The organism is Hymenobacter sp. PAMC 26628 (genome assembly GCF_001562275.1).
GTDB lineage: Bacteria > Bacteroidota > Bacteroidia > Cytophagales > Hymenobacteraceae > Hymenobacter.
In genome coordinates, this window is the sequence record NZ_CP014304.1 from 589,225 (window position 1) to 610,617 (window position 21,393).

The following is a 21,393-nucleotide window of genomic DNA, read 5'->3' on the forward strand; positions in this document are numbered from 1 at the left end:
TCGTTTTTGTCCCCTTGCGTCGAGTTATTGCGGAGTGCGTGCCCGGGCGACCGGGTTTGACAGAACACGCGCACTCCCCGCCAGCAATGGTGGCTTTAGCCCGGGTGTTCACCTCTTCCCATTCCGAACAGAGCCGTTAAGCCCCGGTGCGCCTATGGTACTGCCTTCACCGGTGGGAGAGTCGGTCGCCGCCAACTTTATTTTATTCCCCAACGTTTATTCCCCAACGCCTGCCGCTTTCATCAGCGGCAGGCGTTTTGTGTTTAATTCCCTGTTGAATCAAAGAAAGATTATTTATTTTTTGTGCACTATATTTTAATAGTAGAATGTTAATTTTTATTAATTACTGTTTCATAAGGAGGATTGTGTAACCACGCGAGGTTAATTTTATATTTATTGCCTTTTACTAAAAAATAAATATTGTAATGCTTTCGTCACCTGCACGGTATAGCCGCAGTATTGATTGGGTAACTGTCTCTATTTATACAAGCTTAGTTGGATTGGGTTGGGTGTGCATCTATGCAGCTAGTTATTCAGCCGACGCTCCGGTCAACCCGCTGGCTAATCTGAACTTTGATCAATTGATGGCATTCAATTGGTTTAAGCAACTGTTGTGGATAGGGACAGCAGTTGTGCTGGTAGTGGTTTTGTTGGTTGTGGACTATAAGGCGTTTGATACACTTGCGTATGGTCTGTACGGAGGGATGATTTTGCTCCTCATCCTCACGATGTTGGTGGCGCGGCCCATTGCTGGTTCACGCTCGTGGCTTGAATTAGGCCCTGTACGATTGCAGCCGGCGGAATTTGCCAAGTTTACAACGGCGCTGGCGGCTTCTCGGTTTATGGCTGGGATTAATTTGCGATATCAAAACTGGCGTGACCAGTTGGTACTTGCCGGTATCACGCTGTTGCCACCTTTGCTGATCGTTGCATCTAATGAATCGGGGCAAGCGCTAGTATTTGCTGCGTTGCTGCTGGCCTACTTCCGGGAAGGTATGTCGCCACTGATACTCTTGTTACTGGCAGCTGCCGGTACAATTCTGCTGTTGGCTTTGTTGGTGCCAAAGCTGTGGTTGGTAGGAGCTTTTACGCTACTGTTGGCAGCAATATTATTGCTCAACCGACGCGTATTACGTCATCATTTGGTGCTAGCAGTTAGTGTATGGGCTTTGGTTATTGGGATGGTGGTGGGTGTTGATTTTTTTTATAACGAGGTCCTACAGCCACACCAACGCCAACGTATCGAGGTGCTTCTCAACCCGTCAGCTGATCCGTTAGGTAAGGGATGGAACGTGACGCAGAGCAAAATCGCCCTAGGGTCAGGGGGGCTATTGGGCAAGGGATTTTTACAAGGGACCCAAACCAAATTCGACTTCGTGCCGGAGCAGAGTACCGACTTTATTTTCTGCACTGTTGGGGAGGAGTTTGGGTGGGCTGGTAGTTTAACAGTTATTAGCCTGTATTTAGCGCTTCTGTGGCGGATTCTGTACGTAGCGGAACGCCAAAAATCAGTGTTTGGGCGCACTTATGGCTACTGCGTGGCCAGCATTCTGTTCTTTCACATCACGATAAACATGGGTATGACGATGGGCCTAGCTCCTGTGGTGGGGATACCGTTGCCTTTTTTCAGCTATGGCGGGTCTTCGCTATGGTCGTTTACTATTTTACTATTTAGCTTGTTGGCAATTGATGCTTACCGAAAGCAAGACTTGGTCCGCTAAGCTTTTGTGGCAGCCGCAGAATGTAAGAGTTGCCGCCAGTGCTTAAAAACTAGCGCTAAGGCGGTGCAGACAACGGGTGCAGCCAAGTAGTCCATGCGACCCAAGTCGCCTAATAATAGCACGTGAATGAATACTAACGGCCAACAGCAGTAATTCGGCTAATCATAGTGGGTCGGGCCACTGTGCGAAGGATGGGGTAATGCACGCGTGCCAGGATGCTACGGGTAAGATGAGAGTATACAAGCCAAAAATATTCAATAGCTCGCCTGTTCCCTTTAAGCTGGAGGCGCGGTGCAGGGAATAGCGAATGTTTTCGAAACGGGAAAAGGCATTGTTTACCGATTCGGTAACGGAAGCGCCGATACGAGAGTCAATTACCCAATGCACTGCATAAAGGCCCCAGGCCTGCAACTAATACGAGCAGTTGCTGAGGTATGGAAAGGGCGCGATGGGCGTACCACAGCAACTAAGGCAGCAAGAAGGTGAACGGTTCCTTTTTTAGGGACCCTAATAATAGAGTGATGGCTACTGCCCAATCGGTACCTGGGCCCCGCCAAAAAGCAGAGGAAGCATAGTACGCCACCCAAAAGTTAACGTGTATAGACTACTGGTGAGCGATAAGCCTGCTTCGTGAACGGCCCAAGCTGATGAGCAAGACCTACGTGGCCAAGGCCGCAGCCCCTGCTGGGTTCCTATTAAGGCGTGCTGCGTTGAACCAGCGCGCGGTAGCGCCGCGTAATTCTGACGATGTCAAACTGCCCAGTGGCCATGCGCAGGTAGTTGCTGGCATCAGGCGAATAAGAGAAATCGTAGTGCTGGTACACGGAATAGGCCAAATTGGCCAGGGCAGCTACAGCTAGCGCCTACGGAAGCAGCCAATGGCGAAGAAAGAACGCGCGCCGGCTTAGTGGCCTGCGCAGGGCCCTAAGCAAACTTGCGTTCGATGAGTTTGAGCAACTTGCCAACGTGTTCTTCTTTGCGCGTCCAGTCGTAGCGCTGGGCTAATTCGTTGGTTAGGTAAGCCCGAGCTTGCTCGGCGGTAGGTAGTGCATCGAGGTGTTGGACAGCGGCGTGGTATTCCATGTTCTCGCCGTTGAACAGCTCGTTAATGAAGCTGAAGCGCTGGTTGATGGAAATGGCGGCGCGCAGCGTTTCTACTTTAGGAGCGGCGTGCTCAGGCGGGCGGGCGTGGGCGGCGTGGGCGCGCAAGGTTTCGGCCAGCGGTTGGGCATCGCCTTGCGAGGCTTTTAATTTCTCGTAGAGCGGCACATTGGTCATAGGCAGGAGCGCAACGCTCTCGGCCAGTGGCTGGGTGACGAGCGGCACGGTCACTGGCTCGAGTGCCACCGGAGCTGAAATAACGGGCTGAACTGCTGCCAATTGAGTCGCGGGTACTTGTGGAGCAGCCACGGGGCCTTCTTCCAGTAAATCGGCGGTGGTGAGGGGCAACAGAGCGCTCAGGGTTTCGACGAAGCGCTGCACGGCGTCGTGGGCCCGGTAGTTGGCCGCTTGGTAAAGCTCGAAGCGGTGGCTCAGAAACTCAGCCGAGAAGCCCTCGGTGGTAGCCGGGAGGTTGTCAACAAAGCCCTGGTAGAATTCTTTGTCAAGGTCGATGTAGCGCAAGTTGTCGCGCAGGCTTGCCGGGGCAATGGGTTCCGGACCGCTGAACAGCAGGTGCTGCGCCGCGGCAGCGGGGGCCGTGGCCAAGCTCAGGGCCCCCGCAATGGCCTGGGCCAGCAGCGACTCTAAGGCGGTGCGGTTGAGGCGGATGTGTCGCGAAAGCGTATTCATTAGCTGCGCGAGGCTTGCCTGTACAGGCGCGGCGTCGAAATCAAAATACGGGCTGCGCAGGCGGGCGGCCTCGGCTTGCCACTGCGTTAGCAATTGACGCAACACCAGTAAGTTGAGCTGGCGTACGGGCGTGAAACGCAGCAGGGCGGGGCCGTCGAGTGTGGCGGCGGGCTGGGGGCCGAAGTGCTGGTCGCAAAGCCGGGCGGCTAGGCGGCAGCCGTACTGTGCGCACTTAGCGGGGCTATATTTGTCGTTCATTTTAGGCGAAGTTCAAGCGCCGAAAGTTAGGCACAAATGCCCCTGCTGACGATAGAGAACCTGCCCGGTGCGGTGCTGGAAGTACCCGCTGGGGCCACGCTGCTGACCGCCCTGCACGGGGAGGGCTTCGACTGGATGCACACCTGCGGGGGGCGCGGGCGCTGCACTAGCTGCCGGGTGCAGGTCCGGGCCGGGGGCGCCTGCCTGGGGCCCCCCACGGCGGCCGAAGAGCGCTACCGGGCCGCGGGCCGCTTAGCGTTCGACGAGCGTTTGGCCTGCCAGGCGCGGCTGCCGGCGGGCAACGTGCGCGGCCGGGTGCCGGTGGCCACGCAATTGCCTCACCAGCGCTACGACGGCTAGGGCAAGCAGGGGCGGCTGGGGCCCCAAGGCCGTAATTTGTGCGGTGGACCAGGGCAGGCTGCCCTGGTTTATAATACGTTGTGTTTGATTTAACTAATTGATTGCGTGTTTATTGAAACCAGAGTTGGCCCCCGGTTCACCGCCCCGCACCGGGGTTGGGTGGAGGTAGTGTGCGGGTCCATGTTCTCGGGCAAAACCGAGGAGCTGATTCGCCGGCTTACCCGCGCCCGGATTGCCCGGCAGCGGGTTGAAATCTTCAAGCCGGCGCTCGATACCCGTTACCACGCCCAGGACGTGGTGAGCCACAACGCCAACAGCATCCGCTCGACGCCGGTGGCGCTGCCCGACGAAATTTTGCTGTTGGCAGCGGGCTCTGACGTGGTGGGCATCGACGAGGCGCAGTTTTTCGACGCCTCGCTGGTGGACGTGTGCAAGCAGCTGGCCGACCAGGGCACTCGCGTCATCGTGGCGGGGCTGGACATGGATTTTCTTGGCCGGCCCTTCGGGCCCATACCGGCGCTGCTGGCCACGGCCGAATTTGTGACCAAGGTGCACGCCGTGTGCGTGTGCTGCGGCGAGCTGGCCGCTTACTCGTTCCGCATTGCTGCCAGCGAAAAACAAGTGCTGCTGGGCGAAACCGATTCGTACGAAGCCCGTTGCCGCCCGTGCTTTTTATCGGGGATGCAGGAGCGGCCTGGGGCCCCGGCGGCGGCCGCGCGCCCGCACTAAACCAATGGGCCTGGCGTTGGGAACGGCGGCGGGCTTGCGCTACATTTACCGTCCCTGAGGCCCTGCCGTATGCCCCGTTTCGCTCGTTTGCTGGTTGTGTTGTTGTTGCTGGCCCCTTTGCTGGGGCCCCTGGGGGCGCGGGCCCAGAACACGGCCGGCTACGGCGATTGGCAGTTGCACCTGCCCACCAACCGGCCCCTGCACCTGGCCGACGCCGGCAACCGCGTGTACGTGGGCACGGAAAATGCCTTTTATTTCATTGACAAAACGCTAAATACCACCCAGACGCTTTCCAGCCGCGACGGCTTGAGCGACGTGGGCGTGGCGGCGCTGGCCTACGACTCGGTGGGCCACCAGACGGTGGTGGTGTACCGCAACAACAACGTGGATTTGTTGGGGGACGACGGCCAGGTGCGCAACCTGCCCGATATTCTGCGCAAAAGTATTCAGAGCGACCGCACCATTTACCAGGCAATGGTGAGCGGGCGGCGGGCGTACCTAGCCGCCGCGTTTGGGGTGGTGGTGCTGAACCTGGACCGGGTGGAGGTGAGCGACACGTACAGTGCCATTGGGCCCGTAGGGGCAGCGGTGCGGGTGTACGCTACGGCCGTGGCCCACGACACGCTGTTCGCGGCCACGTCGGCGGGCTTGCAGGTGGCCCGCATGGCCGATAACCTGCTCGACTACCGCAGCTGGGCCGTATACCAGCCGGTGCCGGTGGTGGCTGGCGGCTACGAAGCCTACCGCCAGCTATCCACTCAGAGCCCCCACGTGTACGCCACGGTGGACAACGGCGGCGGCACCTATGTGTTCCGGCGGGCGGCCAATGCCTGGCAGCCGGTGGCCGCGCCCTACACAACCCGCGCCCGGCAGCTACGCAGTTCACTGCGCGGCCTGCTACTGGCCGGCGATAACTACGGCGTGTACCGGCGCGACGCCGCGGGGACGTTCCAGTTGCTGTCCGGACCGGCCGGCTCGGGCGATTACGTGACGGACGCGGTATACTCGGCGCGGGACGGCAGCTACTACGTGGCCAATTACCTGGCCGGGGTGCAGCGGCTGCGCGCGGGCCAGGCCCCTGAAACCTTCGCCGCCAACGGCCCCGCCACTGGCTCGGCCTACAGCTTGCTGTCCGACGCCCACACGGGCATTACGGATGTTTTCACGGGTGGCTACACCGACCGATACTTGCCGTTTTACCGCCGCGAAGGATTTTATGAGTACACGGCCGGGCAGTGGACCAACATCAACGGGGCCCTGCCGGCGGCCATGTACCCTAACCCGTTTGACGTGTCGCGGGGGGCGCGCACCGCCGATGGCACGCTGTACGTGGCCAGCTACGGCAACGGCTTGCTGGAGTGGAAGGGCCCCGGCCAGTTTCGTGCATTCACGGAAGGCACGCCGGGTAGCCTGTTGCGCCGCACCATCGACCCCAACGACCCCAGCTACATCAGCGTGCGCGTGACGGACGTGGCCCCCGACGCCACCGGCGGCGTGTGGGTGGCCAACCAGCACCGCCAGGCCGGTGTGTCGGGCCTGTTCCATTTCGACCCCGCCGCGGCCGCCTGGAGCGCCATTCCATACTTCAACGGCTCGCAAAACCTGGACCGACTGGCCATCGACAACCTCGGCCAAGTATGGGCCTCGGAAGCCCGCCAGGGTGGCGACGGCCTGTGGGTAGTCGATCCGAATACCAGCGCAACCCGCAAGTTTTCGCTGGCCACGGACCCCGCCACGGGCAGCGACGTGATTCTGCCCGGTATCTACGACGTGGTGAACGACCGGGCGGGGGCTATTTGGGTGACCACGGCGGCGGGCGTGGCCGTGCTCGACGATCCCAGCGGGGCCCTGGCAGGCACTAGCACGTTCCGACTGCCGGCGGTGCAGCGCGGCGAGGGCAGCCGGTTCCCGGTGCTCTACAGCGAAGTGGTGAAGTCGGTGGCCGTGGACGGGGCCAACCGCAAGTGGTTCGGCACCGACAACGGCCTGTGGCTCTTCAGCGCCGACGGTAGCGAGGCCCTGCTTCACTTCACCACCGCCAATAGCCCGCTGCCCACCAACCGCATCAACGATGTGGCCGTGAACGACAAAACCGGCGAAGTGTGGGTGGCCACCGATTCGGGCGTGCTGGCGTACCGCGGCGGGGCCACCGTCACGGAGGGCACTCCTAGCTGCGCCCAGGTATTCCCGAACCCCGTGCGGCCCGATTTCGCGGGCCTGGTGGGCATCGGCGGGCTGGCCAACAACGCGCTGGTGAAAATTACCGACGTGGCCGGCCACCTCGTGTACGCTACCACGGCCACCGGCGGCACCGTCACTTGGAACCTGACCGACTCCGACGGCCGCCGCGTGCGTTCGGGCGTATACCTGGTGCTCACCTCCGACGCCAACGGCCAAAACGGCTGCGTGAGCAAAGTGGCCGTGTTATCGAAATAGGCCGGAAGGTGGAGAAGTGGATTAAATGTGGAAAACCCGGCCGCAAGGCTGGCTTGGCTCCGCCGCTTGGTTTGCCGTTTCGGGCTTGTCTGCCGCACTTCCCGCGCCAAGGCGGTGTTTTCCCGTTTAATCCTTCTTTTTAGTTTACTTCCCATGCTGGTCAAAACCCGCGGCATCGTCCTCAGCTTCCTCAAATACCGCGAAACCAGCATCATCGCCCGCGTCTACACCGAGCAGTTGGGCTTGCAGAGCTACGTGGTGAACGGCGTGCGCAAGTCCAAGCCGCCGGGGCGCATCGCCCTGTTCCAGCCCCTCACGCTACTCGAATTAGTTGCTTACACGTCGGCCCGTGGGGGCCTCACGCGGCTGGCCGAGTTCCGCTGCGCCGAGCCCTTCCAAACCCTGCCCTACGACGTGGCCAAGAGCAGTGTGGTGCTGTTCCTATCCGAAGTGCTGGGCCGGGCCCTGCACGAGGAAGAAGCCGACGCGCCGCTGTTCGCGTTCCTGCACGACCACCTCCTGGCCTTCGACCGGGCCGCGGCGGGCAGCGAAAATTTTGCCCTGCGCTTCCTGCTGGAGCTGGCCACGTACCTGGGCTTCGGCACCGACTCGGGGGCTGAACTGACCGACCAGGTGGCCATGGCCGGGCACGCGCCCACCTGCCGCACGGGCCCCACGGGGCCCGCCGTGCTGCACTTGCGCGAGTTCGCGGGCTACTTCGACGATCTGCTGCACGGCCAGGGCCCCAGCACCATCCCCAACGGCCGCGTGCGCCGCGAGCTGCTGAACGTGCTGCTGCGCTACTACCAGCTGCACGTCGAGCAGTTGGGCGAGATTAAATCGCTCGACATTCTCTCGCAGGTGCTGGCCGAATAAATGCAAAACGCGGGGCCCCGCCGCAGCACGTGCTGGTGGGGCCCCGCGCAAGGCGGCAATCAATCATCGGGCGACTACTTCACGCCCACCAGCTCCACGTCGAAGCGCAGCACGGCGTTGGGTGGGATGTCGGCCCCGGCGCCGCGGGTGCCGTAGCCTAGTGGCGATGGGATGAGCAGGATGGCCTTGCTGCCTTTGGGCAGCGCCGCAATGGCCTGGTCCCAGCCCGGGATAACCTGGCCCTGGCCCAGCGGGAAGTCAATGGGCACGTTGCCGTGCTGGGCCGAGGCGTCGAATACCTTGCCCGTGGCCAGCAAGCTGCCCTTGTAGAGCACGCTCACGACTTGGCCTTTTTTGGGCAGGGCCCCTTTGCCGGTGCGGGTGAGGACGTAATAAGTGCCGCCGGCCGTTTTGCGGGCCACCAGCTTGTTCTTCTTGAGGTAGGCTTGGATTTGGGCATTGTCCTTCAGCGTCTGCTTGGCCGAACCTGCGGCGGCGGCCTTGGCCTGCTCGGCACGCAGCTTTTGCTCGCGGGCGGTCAGTTCCTCGCGGCTCACCAGGTCAAAAGCCCGGGCCGATATCACTAGCACGTTGCCGGCCTGCTTGATGAACGGCGGCACCGGCTGGCCTTGGAAGGTTTTGGCGAACAGCGTATCGGCCGGCAGGCGGAAAACGGCGCTGTCGCCGGGCAGCAGCAGGGCCACGGCTTCCTCTAGGGTGCCGCGAGGCGGCGTGGGCAGCAGCGGGAACGGCTGCGGCTTGGGTTGCAGGCGGCGGCTGCTCATCAGCACCGAATCGCGGCCGGTACGGAACTCCAGGAATACGGTAAGGAACTGGCCGGCCCGGCTGGCGTAGGGCGCGTCCGTCGGCACGGTTAGGGCCCGGGGGGCAAAGCGCCCGTCGGGGCCCCGGCGAAACAACTGGTATTCGATGCCGCTGGCGGTGCGGCTGGGGCCCGCCGCGGCCGGCGCCTGAGCTGCAGCCCAATGGCTGGCCAGCAGCGCGGCCGTCAAAATCATCCAAAAACGCATGGTATAGTGGTAAGGTGAAGGAGGTGGGAAGGCGCACAACGGCCCGGTGGGGCCCTGGCCGCAAACGAACGCACCCCGCCCCGCAGCAAGCGCGGAACGGGGTGCGCAGCAACCATAGCCGCCGCCGCTAGGGCGAAACGGTCACAATTTGCATGTCAAACAAAATGGGGGTATTGGGCGGAATGGCTGAGCCAGCTCCCGTCGGTCCGTAAGCTAGGTAAGAGGGAATAAGCAACAACTTGCGGTCGCCCTGGCGCATGAGAGCTACCCCTTCCGACCATCCCTGGATCAGGCTGACAGCCCCCACGGTATAATCAAAGCTTTTGGTCGGTGCATTATCTGACGTGTCGAACACGGTGTTTTCTGTGGCGGCGCTTACAAACTTGCCGGTGTACTTCACGCTCAGCTTCTTTCCCGGAGCCACTTGCGGGCCCGTGCCTGTGGCAAGCGTCACCAAGTATAGGCCAGAAGCAGTCCGCTGGTAGTCGGAGGCGGTATAGTTATGCCGCTTCAAGTAGCCCTGAATGGTAGCGTCGTCAACGGCGTTGACGTCAACCACGTCAGCTTTGCTACAGCTCCACAGGGCTGGCGAAGCGCACAGCACCAGTAGGCCCAGCAGCCCAACTTGGGCCCGGAAACGAAGCAAAAAAGATTTTATGAACGATACCCGCATGCCTACTACCTGAGAAAATTACTTAACGTCGACTAGCTCCACGTCGAAGCGCAGCGGCGCGTTGGCCGGAATGTCGGCCCCGGCGCCCTGCTGCCCATAGGCCAGCGTCGACGGAATCAGGAACGTGGCCTTGCTGCCTTTATTGAGCAGCGCCACGGCCTCGTCCCAGCCTGGAATCACTTTGCCCTGGCCAAGCGGAAACGAAAACGGGGGCCCCGGGTGCTTGTCCGAAGAGTCGAATACCTTGCCGTCGAGCAGCATGCCGGTGTACTTCATGGTCACCGTCTGGCCCTGCTTGGCCAGGGGCCCCGCGCCGGGCGTCGTGATTTGGTAATAAATGCCCGAGGGGGTCTTTTTCAGGCCCGTCAGGTTCTTGCTTTTGGCGTAGGCTTGCAGCGCGGCGTCGTCCTTTTTCAGCTGGTCGCCGGCGAAGGCCATCATCTGGCGCTGCTGCTCGGCCATCATTTTCTGCTGCAAGTCCTGCTGCATGGTCATGGCGGCGGCCTGGTCGATGAGGCCGCGGGTGGCCACGTGCAACACCACCACGTTGCCGGCCTTCTTCAGAAAGGGGGGCACGGGGCGGGGCGGGTTGGGGCCCTGGGGCTTGAAGAGCGAGTCGGCGTTGAAGCGGAATACGGCGCTGTCGCCGGGCGTCAGCAAAGCAAATGCTTCCTCGGGGGTGCCCTTGCGCTTCACTTCCTGCAACGGCAGCGGCACCAACGCGCCCTGGAACTTGGTGCGGGTGCTCTCCAGCACCGAGTCTTTGCCGGTGCGGGTGTCGATGTAGGCGGTCAGGAACTTACCTACCCGGTCTTTATAGGTCGGGTCGGCGTCGCCGCTGATGTCGCGCCGCTCGTACTTGCTGCCGACTTTCTTAAAGATTTTGTATTCGATGCCCGATTTCGTTTTGGCGAAGTCGCCGCCACCAAGCTTGTTGCAGGCCGCGGTGGAGAATAGAAGGCCCAGCAAGCCGGCCCCCAGGGCCAGGTGCCGTCCAGAACGGAAGGTAGAACGCATGAACGTGCTAAAGTGTGAGGAAAAACAAAGTTGGGGCAACGAATTGGCTACAAAGGTAAGCGCGGGCTAGGCCACGGGCGGCGCGGCGGCTACGGGCTCGCTCACCAGCTGCTCCTTGTACTGGGGCAGCAGGCCCAAAAAGCGCTCGACGGTGGGCGCCAAAGGCAGGTAGCTGATGCCGCCGGCCGCATTGTGGTGGCCGCCGCCCTCGAAGTGCTGGCGTGAAAAATCGCTTACCGAGAAGTCGCCCACCGAGCGGAAGGAAATCTTTACGGCCGAGCCGCGGTCGATGAAAATGGCGGCGAATACAATGCCCTCGATGCTAAGCGCGTAGTTCACCAAACCCTCGGTGTCGCCGGTTTTGCTGTCGTAAGCGCGCAGCTCGTCGCGGGTGATGGCAATGTAAGCGGTGTTGAACTCGCGGTTGACGACCAGCTTTTCCTTGAGCACAAAGCCCAGGAAGCGCAGCCGGATTTCGGAATGCGAATCGTAGATGCGGCGGTGCACGGCCGAGAGGTCGATGCCCGCGCTCAGCAGCTCGGCGATGATGAGGTGCACGTTGCGCGAAGTGCTGGGGTGGCGGAAGGAGCCTGTGTCGGTCATGATGCCCGCGTACAGGGCCTCGCCCATGGCCTTGGTCACCTGGGCCTGGTCGCCCAGGTCGCGGATAATTTCAAAGATCAGCTCGGCCGTGGCCGCCGCGCCGGGGTTAGAAAAGCTGATGTCGGCAAACGCCTCGGGCTGCTGGTGGTGGTCAATGAGCACCTTCGTGCCGGGGGCGTTGCGCACGTATTCCCCAATCTCGTTGATGCGGGCCAGGCAGCTGAAATCGAGGCAGAAGATGACTTCGGCGCGCTGCACCAGGTCGCGCACCTGGTGGTCGTTCTGGCGCTTGTCGTACACCACTACCTCGTCGTTGCCGCCCATCCAGTTCAGGAAGGCCGGGTAGTCGGAGGGCGTAACCACGGTAACGTGGTGGCCGTGCTGCTTGAGGTAAGCCGCCCACGCCAGCGACGAGCCGAGGGCGTCGGCATCAGGTTTGTGGTGGGTGGTGATGAAAACTTGGCGGGGCTGCGTGAGCAGCGCCTGTAGTTCGGCAAGGGGGGTGGTCATCGACAACGTAAGAAACCTGGGAGTCAACTAAGGGCCGGGCCCCTAGGGCCAAGTGGGCGGCAAAAGTCGGAAGAAATTCGTTCCCAACAACCGAAGCCCCCCCGAAGGTTCGCTGCGGCTGGCCCAACGGGGGCCCCGGCTGGGCCGGCGCGCGCCCGAGTTATGGCTACTTTTGTGCCCTTACCCGTTTCATTTTCTCTTTTACCACCCCCTCCCGCCCCATGGCCACCAACCGCACATTCACAATGATTAAGCCCGACGCCGTTTTAGAAAACCACATCGGTGGCATTCTGGGCATGATGGAGGCCGGCGGCTTCCGCGTCGTGGAGCTCCAGAAAATTGCCCTGACGGCCGAGCGCGCCGGCGAGTTTTACGCCGTGCACAAGGAGCGCCCCTTCTACCAGGACCTGGTGAAGTACATGTCGAGCGGCCCCATCGTGGCCGCTGTACTCGAAAAAGATAACGCTGTGGCCGACTTCCGCACTCTCATCGGAGCCACCAACCCAGCCCAGGCCGCCGAAGGCACCATCCGGAAGAAATACGCCAAGAGCATTGAAGCCAACGCCGTGCACGGCTCCGACTCGGACGAGAATGCCCAAATTGAAGCCGATTTTTTCTTCAGTAAGTAGTCCGCTGGGGCCCAAAAAACAACAAAAAACCCGCGTTGCACGCTGCAACGCGGGTTTTTTGTTGTACTGAAAACAGACTTTTTTTATACTAAGTTTGTATTGACGAGCTTAGATTCATAGTTGAAAATGACTCGGTTGGGCACCTTTGTTCCGCCGGTAAAGGCAGCACCCGTAACGAGTAAGCGGCGCGTTGGGAATAGGGGCCCGGCCACCGGCCCGCTACGCTTGCTCTACCGATAGCACGGGCTCGGGATAGTCATTTTCAGCCACCTGCGGGTCGTGCTTGTGCTTGAAGATGAACACGAACAGCACCGCAATCACCAGCGCGTAGGCCGCAAAGGCCAGCCAGATGCCTTGCCAGTCCTTATTGCCGGCGGCATCGGTGAAGTAGTTCTGGATGACGATGCCGCTCACCGAGCTGCCCAGCACGGCCCCAAAGCCGTTGGTCATCATCATGAACAAGCCTTGGGCGCTGGCCCGGATGCTCGGCTGGGTCTGGGTTTCGACAAACAGCGAGCCCGAAATATTGAAGAAATCGAAGGCCATGCCGTACACGATGCACGACATGATAATCATCCAGAGGCCACCGGCGGGATTGCTGTAAGCCAGCAGGCCGAAGCGTAACACCCAGGCAATCATGCTGAACAGCATGACCTGCTTGATGCCAAAGCGCCGCAAAAAGAACGGAATGGCGAGGATGAATAGCGTTTCGGAAATCTGCGAAATCGACATGATGAAGGCCGGGTGCTGCACCGAGAGCGTATCGCGGTAGCCGGGCACTTTGTCGAAGTCGTGCAAAAAGGTATCGCCGTAGGCATTGGTGAGCTGCAGGGCGGCCCCTAGGAGCAGCGCAAAAGCGAAGAAGGTTGCCAGCTTGCGGTCGCGCAGCAGCGCAAACGACTTGAGGCCCAGCGCATCGACCAGCGAGCGGCTCGACGCGCCTTTGGAGGGCGGCGGGCAAGCGGGCAGCGTGAAGGAGTAGAAGCCCAGCAGCAGTGCTGCCGCGGCGGCTACGTAAAACTGGTTGGCCGACTTCTCAAAGCCCAGGAACGTAACCGTCCACATGGCCGCGATGAAGCCAATGGTACCCCAGACACGGATGGGCGGGTAGTCCTTCACTACGTCGAGGCCCTGGCTTTTCAGGGCCGAGTACGACACGGCGATGGACAGCGCCAGTGTGGGCATGTAGAAAATCATGTTCAGCAAAATTACCCAGAAGAATATGCCGGGGTCAGTGACGAACGGAATGGTGCAGAGGGTGATGCCACCCAGCAGGTGCAGCACGCCGTAGAGCTTTTCGGCGTTTACCCATTTGTCGGCCACAATGCCCATGAGTGAGGGCATGAAGATAGAGGCGATGCCCATCGTGGAAAAGATGGCGCCGAACTGCGCGCCCGACCAGTGCTTGGTTTGAAACCAGTACGCACCAATTGTAATCAACCACGCGCCCCAGATAAAAAACTGGAGGAAGCTTAGAATAGTAAGTCGCAGCTTGATGCTCATGCAGGCGCAGCTTTAAAGTTCGGAAAAAGGGCTTTTGCGCCTAAAGTTACAATAGAAATAAAACAGGCCCTGGCGCACTTCATTGGCGCGATTCAAGATAGAAAACGACCTATATTTCCGTTCGCCTCCCACCGCCCGCCATGCAAAAAAATACCCGGCGCTGGGCCTTCGCGGCCATTTGCCTGTACACCGCCGCTTTCCTGGCCACCGTGCTGCTGCACGAGCTGGCCCACGCGCTGATGGCGCTGGCTGCCGGGGTGCACTCAACCTTGTTTAATTCACACGTCGATGCCCCGCCCGCTGGGCCCCGGCAAGAAATACTTATCGCCTTGGCCGGCCCGGTGTTCAGCCTGGCGCAGGGCGTGGCGGCGCTGACGCTCACGGCGCGCGGGCGCAGCACGGGCCCCGGGGCCCTATTTGGGCTGTTTCTGGGGGTGTTTGGCATTATAAACTTCCTGGGCTACGTGATGACCAGCCCGGTGGTGGACTATGGCGACGTGGGCCAGGCCGAAAAGCTGCTGGGCGTGCCCGTGGCTGCCGCCGTTGTAGCTGCGGTGGCGGCAGCTGTGGCCGTGGTGCTGGCCGTGCAACGCACGGCGCCGCTGTTTTTGCGCTTCGTGCCCGCGTCAGGCCTCGGGGTTGGGCCCACCGAAGTGGTGGCGCAAAAGCGGCCTTACCTGCGGGCATTGCTGCTGTGGCCGTGGCTGCTGGGCTCGGTCGTCATCACGGCGCTGTCGTGGCCTTGGCCAACAGTGCTTATCGTGTATCCGCCCATGAGTAGTGCTGGGAGCGGCGTTTGGGGCCGCCATCGGCCGGGCCGATTTGCTGGGGGCCCCCGGCGGCGCCCGCCGTGTTGCGGGCACCACGGTGTGCGCTGGCGTTGGGGCCCCTGGCGGCGGGGTATTGGCTGTTGCGCGCAGGCGTGCGGCTGTGAAGGAGGGCACAAAACCACAAAAAAGCCCGCTTCCGGCTAGGAAGCGGGCTTCAATTGAGCCGCCGAAGCGGCCCAACTTATTTGGCGTCGGCGAAGCGCTTGTTCACCTCGTCCCAGTTGATGAGGTTGAAGAAGGCGGCGATGTAGTCGGGCCGGCGGTTTTGGTACTTTAGGTAGTAGGCGTGCTCCCATACGTCGAGGCCCAGGATGGGCATGCCCTTGCAGCCGGCGTCGGGCATCAAGGGGTTATCCTGGTTGGGCGTCGAGCAGATTTGCAGCGAGCCGTCGGCCTGCTTGCACAGCCACGCCCAGCCCGAGCCGAAGCGCGTGGTGGCGGCTTTGGTGAATTCTTCCTTGAATTTCTCGTAGCTGCCAAAAGCTTTGGTAATGGCCTCGGCCACGGCACCCGTAGGCTGCCCGCCCCCGTTGGGCGAGAGGATGGTCCAGAACAGGGAGTGGTTCCAATGGCCGCCACCGTTGTTGCGCACCGCGGGCGGCGCGGCCGCAATGTTGTGCAGAATTTCTTCGATGGACTGACTCTCCATCGCCGTGCCCGCAATGGCGGCGTTCAAATTCGTAACGTAGGCCTGGTGGTGCTTCGTGTGGTGAATCTCCATCGTTTGCGCGTCAAACGTGGGTTCCAACGCGTCGTAGGCGTAGGGTAGCTTGGGCAGTTCGAAAGCCATAAGTGAAAAGGGTAAAGTGAAAGAAAACTCACCGTTACAACCGCCAACTGCCCCGCGGGGTTACCGGCGACGCGGTGGCCAAAGGTAGAGTTATCTACGCTTAGCGCGGAAAAACGACTGCATTAACGCGGCGCACTCGGGGGCCCGCACGCCGCCGCGCAACTCGGTGCGCGGGTGCAGTAGGGGCCCGTGCCGCCGGAACCCGGTTTTCAGTTCTTCGGCCCCGTACACCACGGCCCGCAGCTGGGCCCAGGCGCTGGCGCCGGCGCACATCACGCAGGGCTCCACAGTCACGTAGAGGGTGCAGTCGGCCAGGTATTTGTTGCCCAAGTGGTTGGCGGCGGCTGTCAGGGCCAGCATCTCGGCGTGGGCCGTCACGTCGCGCAACTGCTCGGTTTGGTTGTGGCCCCGGCCGATGATTTTATTTTCCAGCACCACCACCGCCCCGATGGGAATCTCGCCGGCCGCCAGCGCCGCGCGGGCTTCTTGCAGGGCCTGGGCCATGAAGTAGTCGTCGGTCATGGCGCGCAAAGTTTTGCGGGATAAAAAAGTTGCGCGGAGCCGGCCCCGGGGCCCTACTTCAGCACAATGGCCCCCATTACGGCCTGGGCCACGGGCTGCCACTGGGCCTGCTCGGCGGCTGGCGCGTCGAAGGTGAAGACGTACATCTGATCCTTCACCACTGCGTACTGCACGGCCTGGTACTTGCGGATGGGCGCCAACTGGTCGCCGCGCCGCGCGTCCACCACCGTCGTCACGAACTCGAACGACACAAAGTCGTGGCCGTGCACCTGGCGCACTTCCTGCTTACTAAACTCCACTTTCGAATACAGGCGCTGGATGCTAGACTTATAAATCTGGAGCAGCACGTTGTAGTCGGGCGTCTGGAAATCGGTGGGCCGCACGGCCACGCTGAAGTTGACGCGGCCGTTGGGGCTGCTGTACACGGCCAGCGGCTTGCGGGCGGCCGGGTACTTGGCGGCAATGCCGTCGTCGGGCAGGGGCGCGAAGCCCTCGGGCACGCCCACCGTTAGGCCGGGCAGCTTGGCGGTAACGAGCTTGGGGCCCGGCGCAAAACTGGCCAGGCCCAGCACGAGCAATAGCAACGAAAATATTCTCATGAACAGAAAATAAGCCGCCGAAAACTATTGGCGCACCGTGGGGTATTTCACGCGCACCTTCTTCCAGTACACGTAGTTGCCGGTTTTGGCCTCAACTAAGTACGTGCCGGCCGGGATTTTGCCCAGCTCAACGGGGGCCCCGGTGTTGTTGGCGGGGTCGAGCGGGGTGGTGTAAATGACGCGGTTTTTGTAGTCCGTCATCGTGAGTACGCCCGGCTTGGTGAACTGCTGGGTGAAGCTGAGCATGATGCTCGGCGAGTTGGGCTTGGGAAAAATATCGATGCCCGAGAGCGTTTCCACGCGCTTCACGGGGCCGTCAAGCGTCACGGTGCCGGGCGTGCCCTTGGTTTTTATCACCACGGCGTCGTCCTTGGCTTTGGTCTTGACTTTGATTTGGGCTTGGGCCGCACCAGCCGCCAGCAGGGCCCCGGCGAGGGCGAAAACGGAGAGAAATTTCATGGGAGCGAGAAGTTGAAAGAACAAAAGAACGCAGATACCGCGGCTCTTTGCACCTAACGTGCCAAAGTAGGGCCCCGGCCGAAAGCAATGTTGCGCATTTTACCCCACCGGGTTAGGCCCTAACTTTGCCCCGCTGCGTGCCAGCGCGTTTGGTTGTGAGAAATTCGGTCCGGGGCCCCCAAACTGATAACTGACAACTGTCAACTGATATTAAACCAAGATGCTACGAACCCACACCTGCGGCGAACTGCGCGCCGAACACATTGGCCAAATCGTCACGCTCTGCGGCTGGGTGCAGCGCACCCGCGACAAGGGCGGCATTGCCTGGGTGGACCTGCGCGACCGGTACGGCCTCACCCAGCTGGCCCTGGAAGAAGGCGTGGAAACCGACGCCGTGCGCGACCAGGCCCGCCACCTGGGCCGCGAATTCGTGGTATCGGTCACCGGCCGCGTAGCCGAGCGCCACTCTAAAAACGATAAGCTGCCCACCGGTGATATTGAAATCCGGGTCGAAAAACTCGACGTGCTCAACCCCGCCAAGCTGCCGCCCTTCCTCATCGAGGACGACACCGACGGCGGCGACGACCTGCGGATGAAGTACCGCTACCTCGACTTGCGCCGCAACCCCGTGCGCAACAACCTGATGCTGCGCCACCGCATGGCCCAGGCCGTGCGCCGCTACCTCGATGGCCAGGATTTTATCGAAGTGGAAACCCCGGTGCTCATCAAAAGCACGCCCGAAGGGGCCCGCGATTTCGTGGTGCCCTCGCGCATGAACCCCGGCGAGTTCTACGCCCTGCCGCAGTCGCCCCAGACGTTCAAGCAGCTGCTGATGGTGTCGGGCTTCGACCGCTACTTTCAGATTGTGAAGTGCTTCCGCGACGAGGACCTGCGCGCCGACCGCCAGCCCGAGTTCACGCAGATTGACTGTGAAATGGCCTTCGTGACCCAGGAAGACATCCTGAACACCTTCGAGGGCTTGGTGCGCTACCTGTTCAAGGAAATCAAGAACCTAGATTTCCCCACCGTGCCCCGCATGACCTACGCCGACGCCATGCGCGACTACGGCAACGACAAGCCCGACACGCGCTTCGAAATGAAGTTTGTGGACCTGACCGATACGGTAAAAGGCCAGGGCTTCCCGGTGTTTGACAGCGCCGAGGTGGTGCTGGGCATCAACGCCATCACCTGCGCCGCCTACACCCGCAAGCAGCTCGACGAACTGACCGACTTCGTGAAGCGCCCGCAGATCGGGGCCACCGGCCTGATCTACGCCCGCGTGGAAGCCGACGGCCAGGTGAAATCGTCGGTCGACAAGTTTTATTCGCAGGACGAGCTGCGCAAGTGGAGCGCCGCCTTCAATGCCAACCCCGGCGACCTGCTGTTGCTACTGGCGGGCCCCGACGCCAAAACCCGCAAAGCCCTGAGCGAGCTGCGCCTCGAAATAGGCCACCGCCTGGGCCTGCGCGCCAAAGACACGTTCTCGCCGCTGTGGGTGGTCGATTTCCCGCTGCTCGAATTCCTCGAAGAGGAGGGCCGCTACTTCGCTATGCACCACCCCTTTACTTCGCCTAAGCCCGAAGACTTGGCCCTGCTCGATAACCCCGCCACCATCGGCCAAGCTCGCGCTAATGCCTACGACCTAGTCATCAACGGCGTGGAAGTGGGCGGCGGCTCCATCCGCATCCACGACCGGGCCGTGCAGGCCCGCATGTTCGGCCTGCTTGGCTTCTCGCCCGAAGAGGCCCAGGCCCAGTTCGGCTTCCTGCTCGATGCCTTCGAGTACGGGGCCCCGCCCCACGGCGGCATCGCTTTCGGCTTCGACCGCCTCTGCTCGCTCTTCGGCGGCGCCGACTCCATCCGCGACTTCATCGCCTTCCCCAAAAACAACTCCGGCCGCGACGTGATGATTGATTCGCCCTCGCCCATCTCCGGGGCCCAGTTGAAGGAGCTGAGCATTAAAACGGACATGGTGGCAAAGTGAACAGATGAAGAAGCCCAAATTTGGGAAGAAGCAAATCAACTTTGTCCTCGAAATAGGGTTTTCCCAAAGTGTGATTCTATTTGATATTGTATCGGGATTGATGCTTTTATTTGGTGGAACTGCCCTTGCTTACTGGCTCAAATCGTGGGCCGCTTCGTTTATTCCATTGCTAGGTTTTTTCATGATACGGCAGGCAACTAAGCGAGGACTTGATCAGGGGCCCCAATTAAAAATTGGAAGTAGTGGGATGTGGGCTGCTGAAACTGGTTTTTTATCTTGGGGAAGAGCTTTGCCAATTATTAAAACCGAAATGGGATACCGCTCGGTTGCAACATACCTGATTATTATAAATAGAACTTATCCGGAGCGAAAAACAGAAATAGCAAGGATATCAATGCGCGAGTTGGATGTGGATAGGCGTGCGCTACAGCAATACTTGGATAAGTATTCACCTAAACAGATGTAATACTTAAAAAAAGTAGGGCGGCGACTGATGCTTCAGTCGTCGCCTTTTTTAGGTCATTGACTTGGTGAAGTAGGAGGTTCACCAGGTTGTTAGCGAAACGACATGCGCCTAAAAATCCTTTGGAAATCATCCACAGTAAGTATGGGTAGTTCTCCACTAAAACGCATACCGACCGTGCCCAAATTCTCTATTTTTGCCGCCATCATTTTTTGGGTTATGCTGAGCACCTCGCTCATGCACTTGGAGCTTGCCGCGTCTCCGATTCACAAGCAGCGGGCCATTACTTCCCGGTTGGTAAAAATCAGCGTTGTCACCGTTGCGAAAGCGAATCAATCTCATTCCAATAATCATAAGTAGGGCCCCAGCCGCGCTGGTCAGGAATTGAATAGCTGCATCTTTAACGCAAAAACGCCGCGTCCTGAGGACGCGGCGTTTTTGCGTTAAAGGCTGATGAGCTAGAAGTTCCGCTCGCCCGTTTCGCGCTTGCCCAGCATTACCGAGCCTACCATTGCGGCCAGCAATAGGATGGAAGCCAGCTCAAAAGGTAATTGGTACTGCTGAAATAATACGATACCCAACTTATCTACCATGCCAACTTGCGAATTGAAGGTAGCGGGGTCGTAGCCGGCGGGCTCCACGTTGCGCATGGCGGCTACTAGTATCAGCAGCAGCATGCCGCCGGCAATAGTGGCGGCTACTTTGGCTAGCAACGGTTTCTGGGGCTCCGTGGCGTCGTTTAAGTTCAAGAACATGATGACGAACAGGAACAGTACCATGATAGCCCCAGCGTACACGATGATGTTCACCGCGGCCAGGAACTGCGCGTTCAGCAGCAAGTAATGACCCGAGAGCGTGAAGAACGTGAGGATGAGGAACAACACGCTGTGCACCGGGTTTTTGGCCAGCACCACGCCCAGCGCACTCAGCAGGGCCACAAACGTAAGGAAGAGAAAGAGGGACATACAGGAGGGCGAAGCTGCCGCTTGGCGTAAGAGAAGAAAAGCGGGCCCTAGGCCAGTTGGGTGCGCAGTTTATCGGCCTGCTCGGCCGTGAGCTGAATGCCGCGCTTCGAACGGGTGTCTGGCGACACGGGCTCCACCAGCCGGTCTTTCCCGTAGATGAACTCGTCGCGCTCAAAACGTGGCGGCGCCATTTTATCGGCCTGAAGGTACACGGCTGCTTTTGGGCAAGCCTCTTCACAAAGGCCGCAGAAGATGCAGCGCAGCATGTTTATTTCGTAGCTGACGGCGTATTTCTCCTCGCGGTAGAGGTTCTGCTCGCCCTTTTTGCGCTCGCCGGCCACCATCGTAATGGCTTCGGCGGGGCAGGCCACGGCGCACAGGCCGCAAGCCGTGCACCGCTCGCGGCCCTGCTCGTCGCGCTTCAGCACGTGCAGGCCCCGGAACACGGGCGAGAAAGGCCGCGTTTCCTCCGGGTAGCGAATGGTGGCCTTCTTGGTGAAGAAGTGGCGCAGCGTGATGCTCAGGCCCTGGAAAATAGCCGGCAGGTAAGCCCGCTCGGCGAGCGTCATCGGCTTCTTTTCCAAAATTTTAGCGCGGTTGCTGAGGGATTGCATAGGTCGAAGAAAGAAACGAGAATTACGGGG

The 21,393-nt window shown here is 60.5% G+C and carries 23 protein-coding genes and 1 rRNA gene; 11 read left to right on the plus strand and 13 right to left on the minus strand.

From position 1 onward, the window contains the following. Window positions 1-85 precede the first annotated feature (85 nt). Window positions 86-197, plus strand: a 5S ribosomal RNA gene (gene rrf, locus AXW84_RS02895). Window positions 198-425: 228 nt separating this feature from the next. Beyond that, a complete protein-coding gene (gene rodA, locus AXW84_RS02900) occupies window positions 426-1,721 on the plus strand; it encodes a rod shape-determining protein RodA (protein WP_068228422.1) in 1,296 nt (431 codons plus the stop codon). Between the two features lie 695 nt (window positions 1,722-2,416). Here rodA and AXW84_RS24395 read toward each other — a convergent pair. Next, window positions 2,417-2,557 carry a hypothetical protein gene (locus tag AXW84_RS24395; protein WP_157886773.1) on the minus strand — a complete coding sequence of 47 codons (141 nt, stop codon included), beginning with the start codon at window positions 2,555-2,557 and terminating at the stop codon, window positions 2,417-2,419. 88 nt (window positions 2,558-2,645) lie between these two features. Beyond that, entirely contained in the window at window positions 2,646-3,770 is a 1,125-nt protein-coding gene (locus AXW84_RS02905; protein ID WP_068228425.1) for a hypothetical protein, read from the minus strand. Window positions 3,771-3,806: 36 nt separating this feature from the next. On the opposite strand from AXW84_RS02905, the gene AXW84_RS02910 reads away from it, so the two are divergent. The 4 genes from AXW84_RS02910 (at window position 3,807) to recO (ending at window position 8,171) form a co-directional block, all read left to right on the plus strand. After that, window positions 3,807-4,130 carry a 2Fe-2S iron-sulfur cluster-binding protein gene (locus AXW84_RS02910; RefSeq protein WP_068228429.1) on the plus strand — a complete coding sequence of 108 codons (324 nt, stop codon included), beginning with the start codon at window positions 3,807-3,809 and terminating at the stop codon, window positions 4,128-4,130. A gap of 105 nt (window positions 4,131-4,235) precedes the next feature. Then, entirely contained in the window at window positions 4,236-4,859 is a 624-nt protein-coding gene (locus AXW84_RS02915; RefSeq protein ID WP_068228435.1) for a thymidine kinase, read from the plus strand. A 69-nt stretch (window positions 4,860-4,928) separates the two neighbouring features. Then, window positions 4,929-7,295, plus strand: coding sequence for a type IX secretion system anionic LPS delivery protein PorZ (gene porZ / locus AXW84_RS02920; protein WP_157886774.1), 2,367 nt, complete (start codon window positions 4,929-4,931; stop codon window positions 7,293-7,295). A 153-nt stretch (window positions 7,296-7,448) separates the two neighbouring features. After that, the gene (gene recO / locus AXW84_RS02925; protein WP_068228442.1) at window positions 7,449-8,171 is read left to right on the plus strand and encodes a DNA repair protein RecO; all 723 of its coding nucleotides are present in this window, start codon (window positions 7,449-7,451) and stop codon (window positions 8,169-8,171) included. A gap of 74 nt (window positions 8,172-8,245) precedes the next feature. Here recO and AXW84_RS02930 read toward each other — a convergent pair whose 3' ends face one another. The 4 genes from AXW84_RS02930 to AXW84_RS02945 all read right to left on the minus strand — a co-directional run bounded on the left by AXW84_RS02930 (window position 8,246) and on the right by AXW84_RS02945 (window position 12,005). Beyond that, window positions 8,246-9,202, minus strand: a complete 957-nt coding sequence (locus AXW84_RS02930) for an FKBP-type peptidyl-prolyl cis-trans isomerase (protein ID WP_082773663.1) — start codon at window positions 9,200-9,202, stop codon at window positions 8,246-8,248. A gap of 127 nt (window positions 9,203-9,329) precedes the next feature. Beyond that, complete coding sequence (locus AXW84_RS02935) at window positions 9,330-9,848, minus strand: FKBP-type peptidyl-prolyl cis-trans isomerase (RefSeq protein ID WP_157886775.1); 519 nt, start codon at window positions 9,846-9,848, stop codon at window positions 9,330-9,332. A 45-nt stretch (window positions 9,849-9,893) separates the two neighbouring features. Continuing rightward, window positions 9,894-10,892, minus strand: coding sequence for an FKBP-type peptidyl-prolyl cis-trans isomerase (locus tag AXW84_RS02940; RefSeq protein WP_082773664.1), 999 nt, complete (start codon window positions 10,890-10,892; stop codon window positions 9,894-9,896). 66 nt (window positions 10,893-10,958) lie between these two features. Then, window positions 10,959-12,005 (minus strand): DHH family phosphoesterase, encoded by a 1,047-nt coding sequence (locus AXW84_RS02945; protein WP_068228460.1) that lies wholly within the window; start codon window positions 12,003-12,005, stop codon window positions 10,959-10,961. A 221-nt stretch (window positions 12,006-12,226) separates the two neighbouring features. Here AXW84_RS02945 and AXW84_RS02950 point away from each other — a divergent pair, with 221 nt between their 5' ends. Then, a complete protein-coding gene (locus AXW84_RS02950) occupies window positions 12,227-12,634 on the plus strand; it encodes a nucleoside-diphosphate kinase (protein WP_068228468.1) in 408 nt (135 codons plus the stop codon). A 219-nt stretch (window positions 12,635-12,853) separates the two neighbouring features. Here AXW84_RS02950 and AXW84_RS02955 read toward each other — a convergent pair whose 3' ends face one another. Then, window positions 12,854-14,137, minus strand: a complete 1,284-nt coding sequence (locus AXW84_RS02955) for a nucleoside permease (protein ID WP_068228471.1) — start codon at window positions 14,135-14,137, stop codon at window positions 12,854-12,856. 140 nt (window positions 14,138-14,277) lie between these two features. Here AXW84_RS02955 and AXW84_RS02960 point away from each other — a divergent pair, with 140 nt between their 5' ends. Next, window positions 14,278-15,111 (plus strand): hypothetical protein, encoded by an 834-nt coding sequence (locus AXW84_RS02960; protein WP_068228474.1) that lies wholly within the window; start codon window positions 14,278-14,280, stop codon window positions 15,109-15,111. 37 nt (window positions 15,112-15,148) lie between these two features. On the opposite strand, the gene AXW84_RS02965 is transcribed toward AXW84_RS02960, so the two are convergent. The 4 genes from AXW84_RS02965 to AXW84_RS02980 all read right to left on the minus strand — a co-directional run bounded on the left by AXW84_RS02965 (window position 15,149) and on the right by AXW84_RS02980 (window position 17,337). After that, complete coding sequence (locus AXW84_RS02965; protein WP_068228477.1) at window positions 15,149-15,757, minus strand: superoxide dismutase; 609 nt, start codon at window positions 15,755-15,757, stop codon at window positions 15,149-15,151. 90 nt (window positions 15,758-15,847) lie between these two features. Beyond that, window positions 15,848-16,279, minus strand: a complete 432-nt coding sequence (locus AXW84_RS02970; protein ID WP_068228480.1) for a nucleoside deaminase — start codon at window positions 16,277-16,279, stop codon at window positions 15,848-15,850. 53 nt (window positions 16,280-16,332) lie between these two features. Continuing rightward, window positions 16,333-16,878, minus strand: a complete 546-nt coding sequence (locus AXW84_RS02975; RefSeq protein WP_157886776.1) for a hypothetical protein — start codon at window positions 16,876-16,878, stop codon at window positions 16,333-16,335. Window positions 16,879-16,902: 24 nt separating this feature from the next. Next, window positions 16,903-17,337 carry a hypothetical protein gene (locus tag AXW84_RS02980; RefSeq protein WP_068228486.1) on the minus strand — a complete coding sequence of 145 codons (435 nt, stop codon included), beginning with the start codon at window positions 17,335-17,337 and terminating at the stop codon, window positions 16,903-16,905. Window positions 17,338-17,557: 220 nt separating this feature from the next. Between AXW84_RS02980 and aspS the strand changes: the two genes are divergently transcribed. The 3 genes from aspS (at window position 17,558) to AXW84_RS24405 (ending at window position 20,144) form a co-directional block, all read left to right on the plus strand. After that, complete coding sequence (gene aspS / locus AXW84_RS02985; RefSeq protein ID WP_068228489.1) at window positions 17,558-19,321, plus strand: aspartate--tRNA ligase; 1,764 nt, start codon at window positions 17,558-17,560, stop codon at window positions 19,319-19,321. Window positions 19,322-19,325: 4 nt separating this feature from the next. Continuing rightward, window positions 19,326-19,787 (plus strand): hypothetical protein, encoded by a 462-nt coding sequence (locus AXW84_RS24400; protein WP_157886777.1) that lies wholly within the window; start codon window positions 19,326-19,328, stop codon window positions 19,785-19,787. Window positions 19,788-19,961: 174 nt separating this feature from the next. Beyond that, window positions 19,962-20,144 (plus strand): hypothetical protein, encoded by a 183-nt coding sequence (locus tag AXW84_RS24405; RefSeq protein WP_157886778.1) that lies wholly within the window; start codon window positions 19,962-19,964, stop codon window positions 20,142-20,144. Between the two features lie 98 nt (window positions 20,145-20,242). Here AXW84_RS24405 and AXW84_RS02990 read toward each other — a convergent pair whose 3' ends face one another. Together AXW84_RS02990 and AXW84_RS02995 are read right to left on the minus strand one after the other, a co-directional pair. Beyond that, window positions 20,243-20,749, minus strand: coding sequence for an NADH-quinone oxidoreductase subunit J family protein (locus AXW84_RS02990; RefSeq protein WP_068228493.1), 507 nt, complete (start codon window positions 20,747-20,749; stop codon window positions 20,243-20,245). A 47-nt stretch (window positions 20,750-20,796) separates the two neighbouring features. Then, window positions 20,797-21,363: a NuoI/complex I 23 kDa subunit family protein gene (locus AXW84_RS02995; RefSeq protein WP_068228495.1), complete on the minus strand. Its 567-nt coding sequence runs from the start codon at window positions 21,361-21,363 to the stop codon at window positions 20,797-20,799. Between the last annotated feature and the right edge of the window lie 30 nt (window positions 21,364-21,393).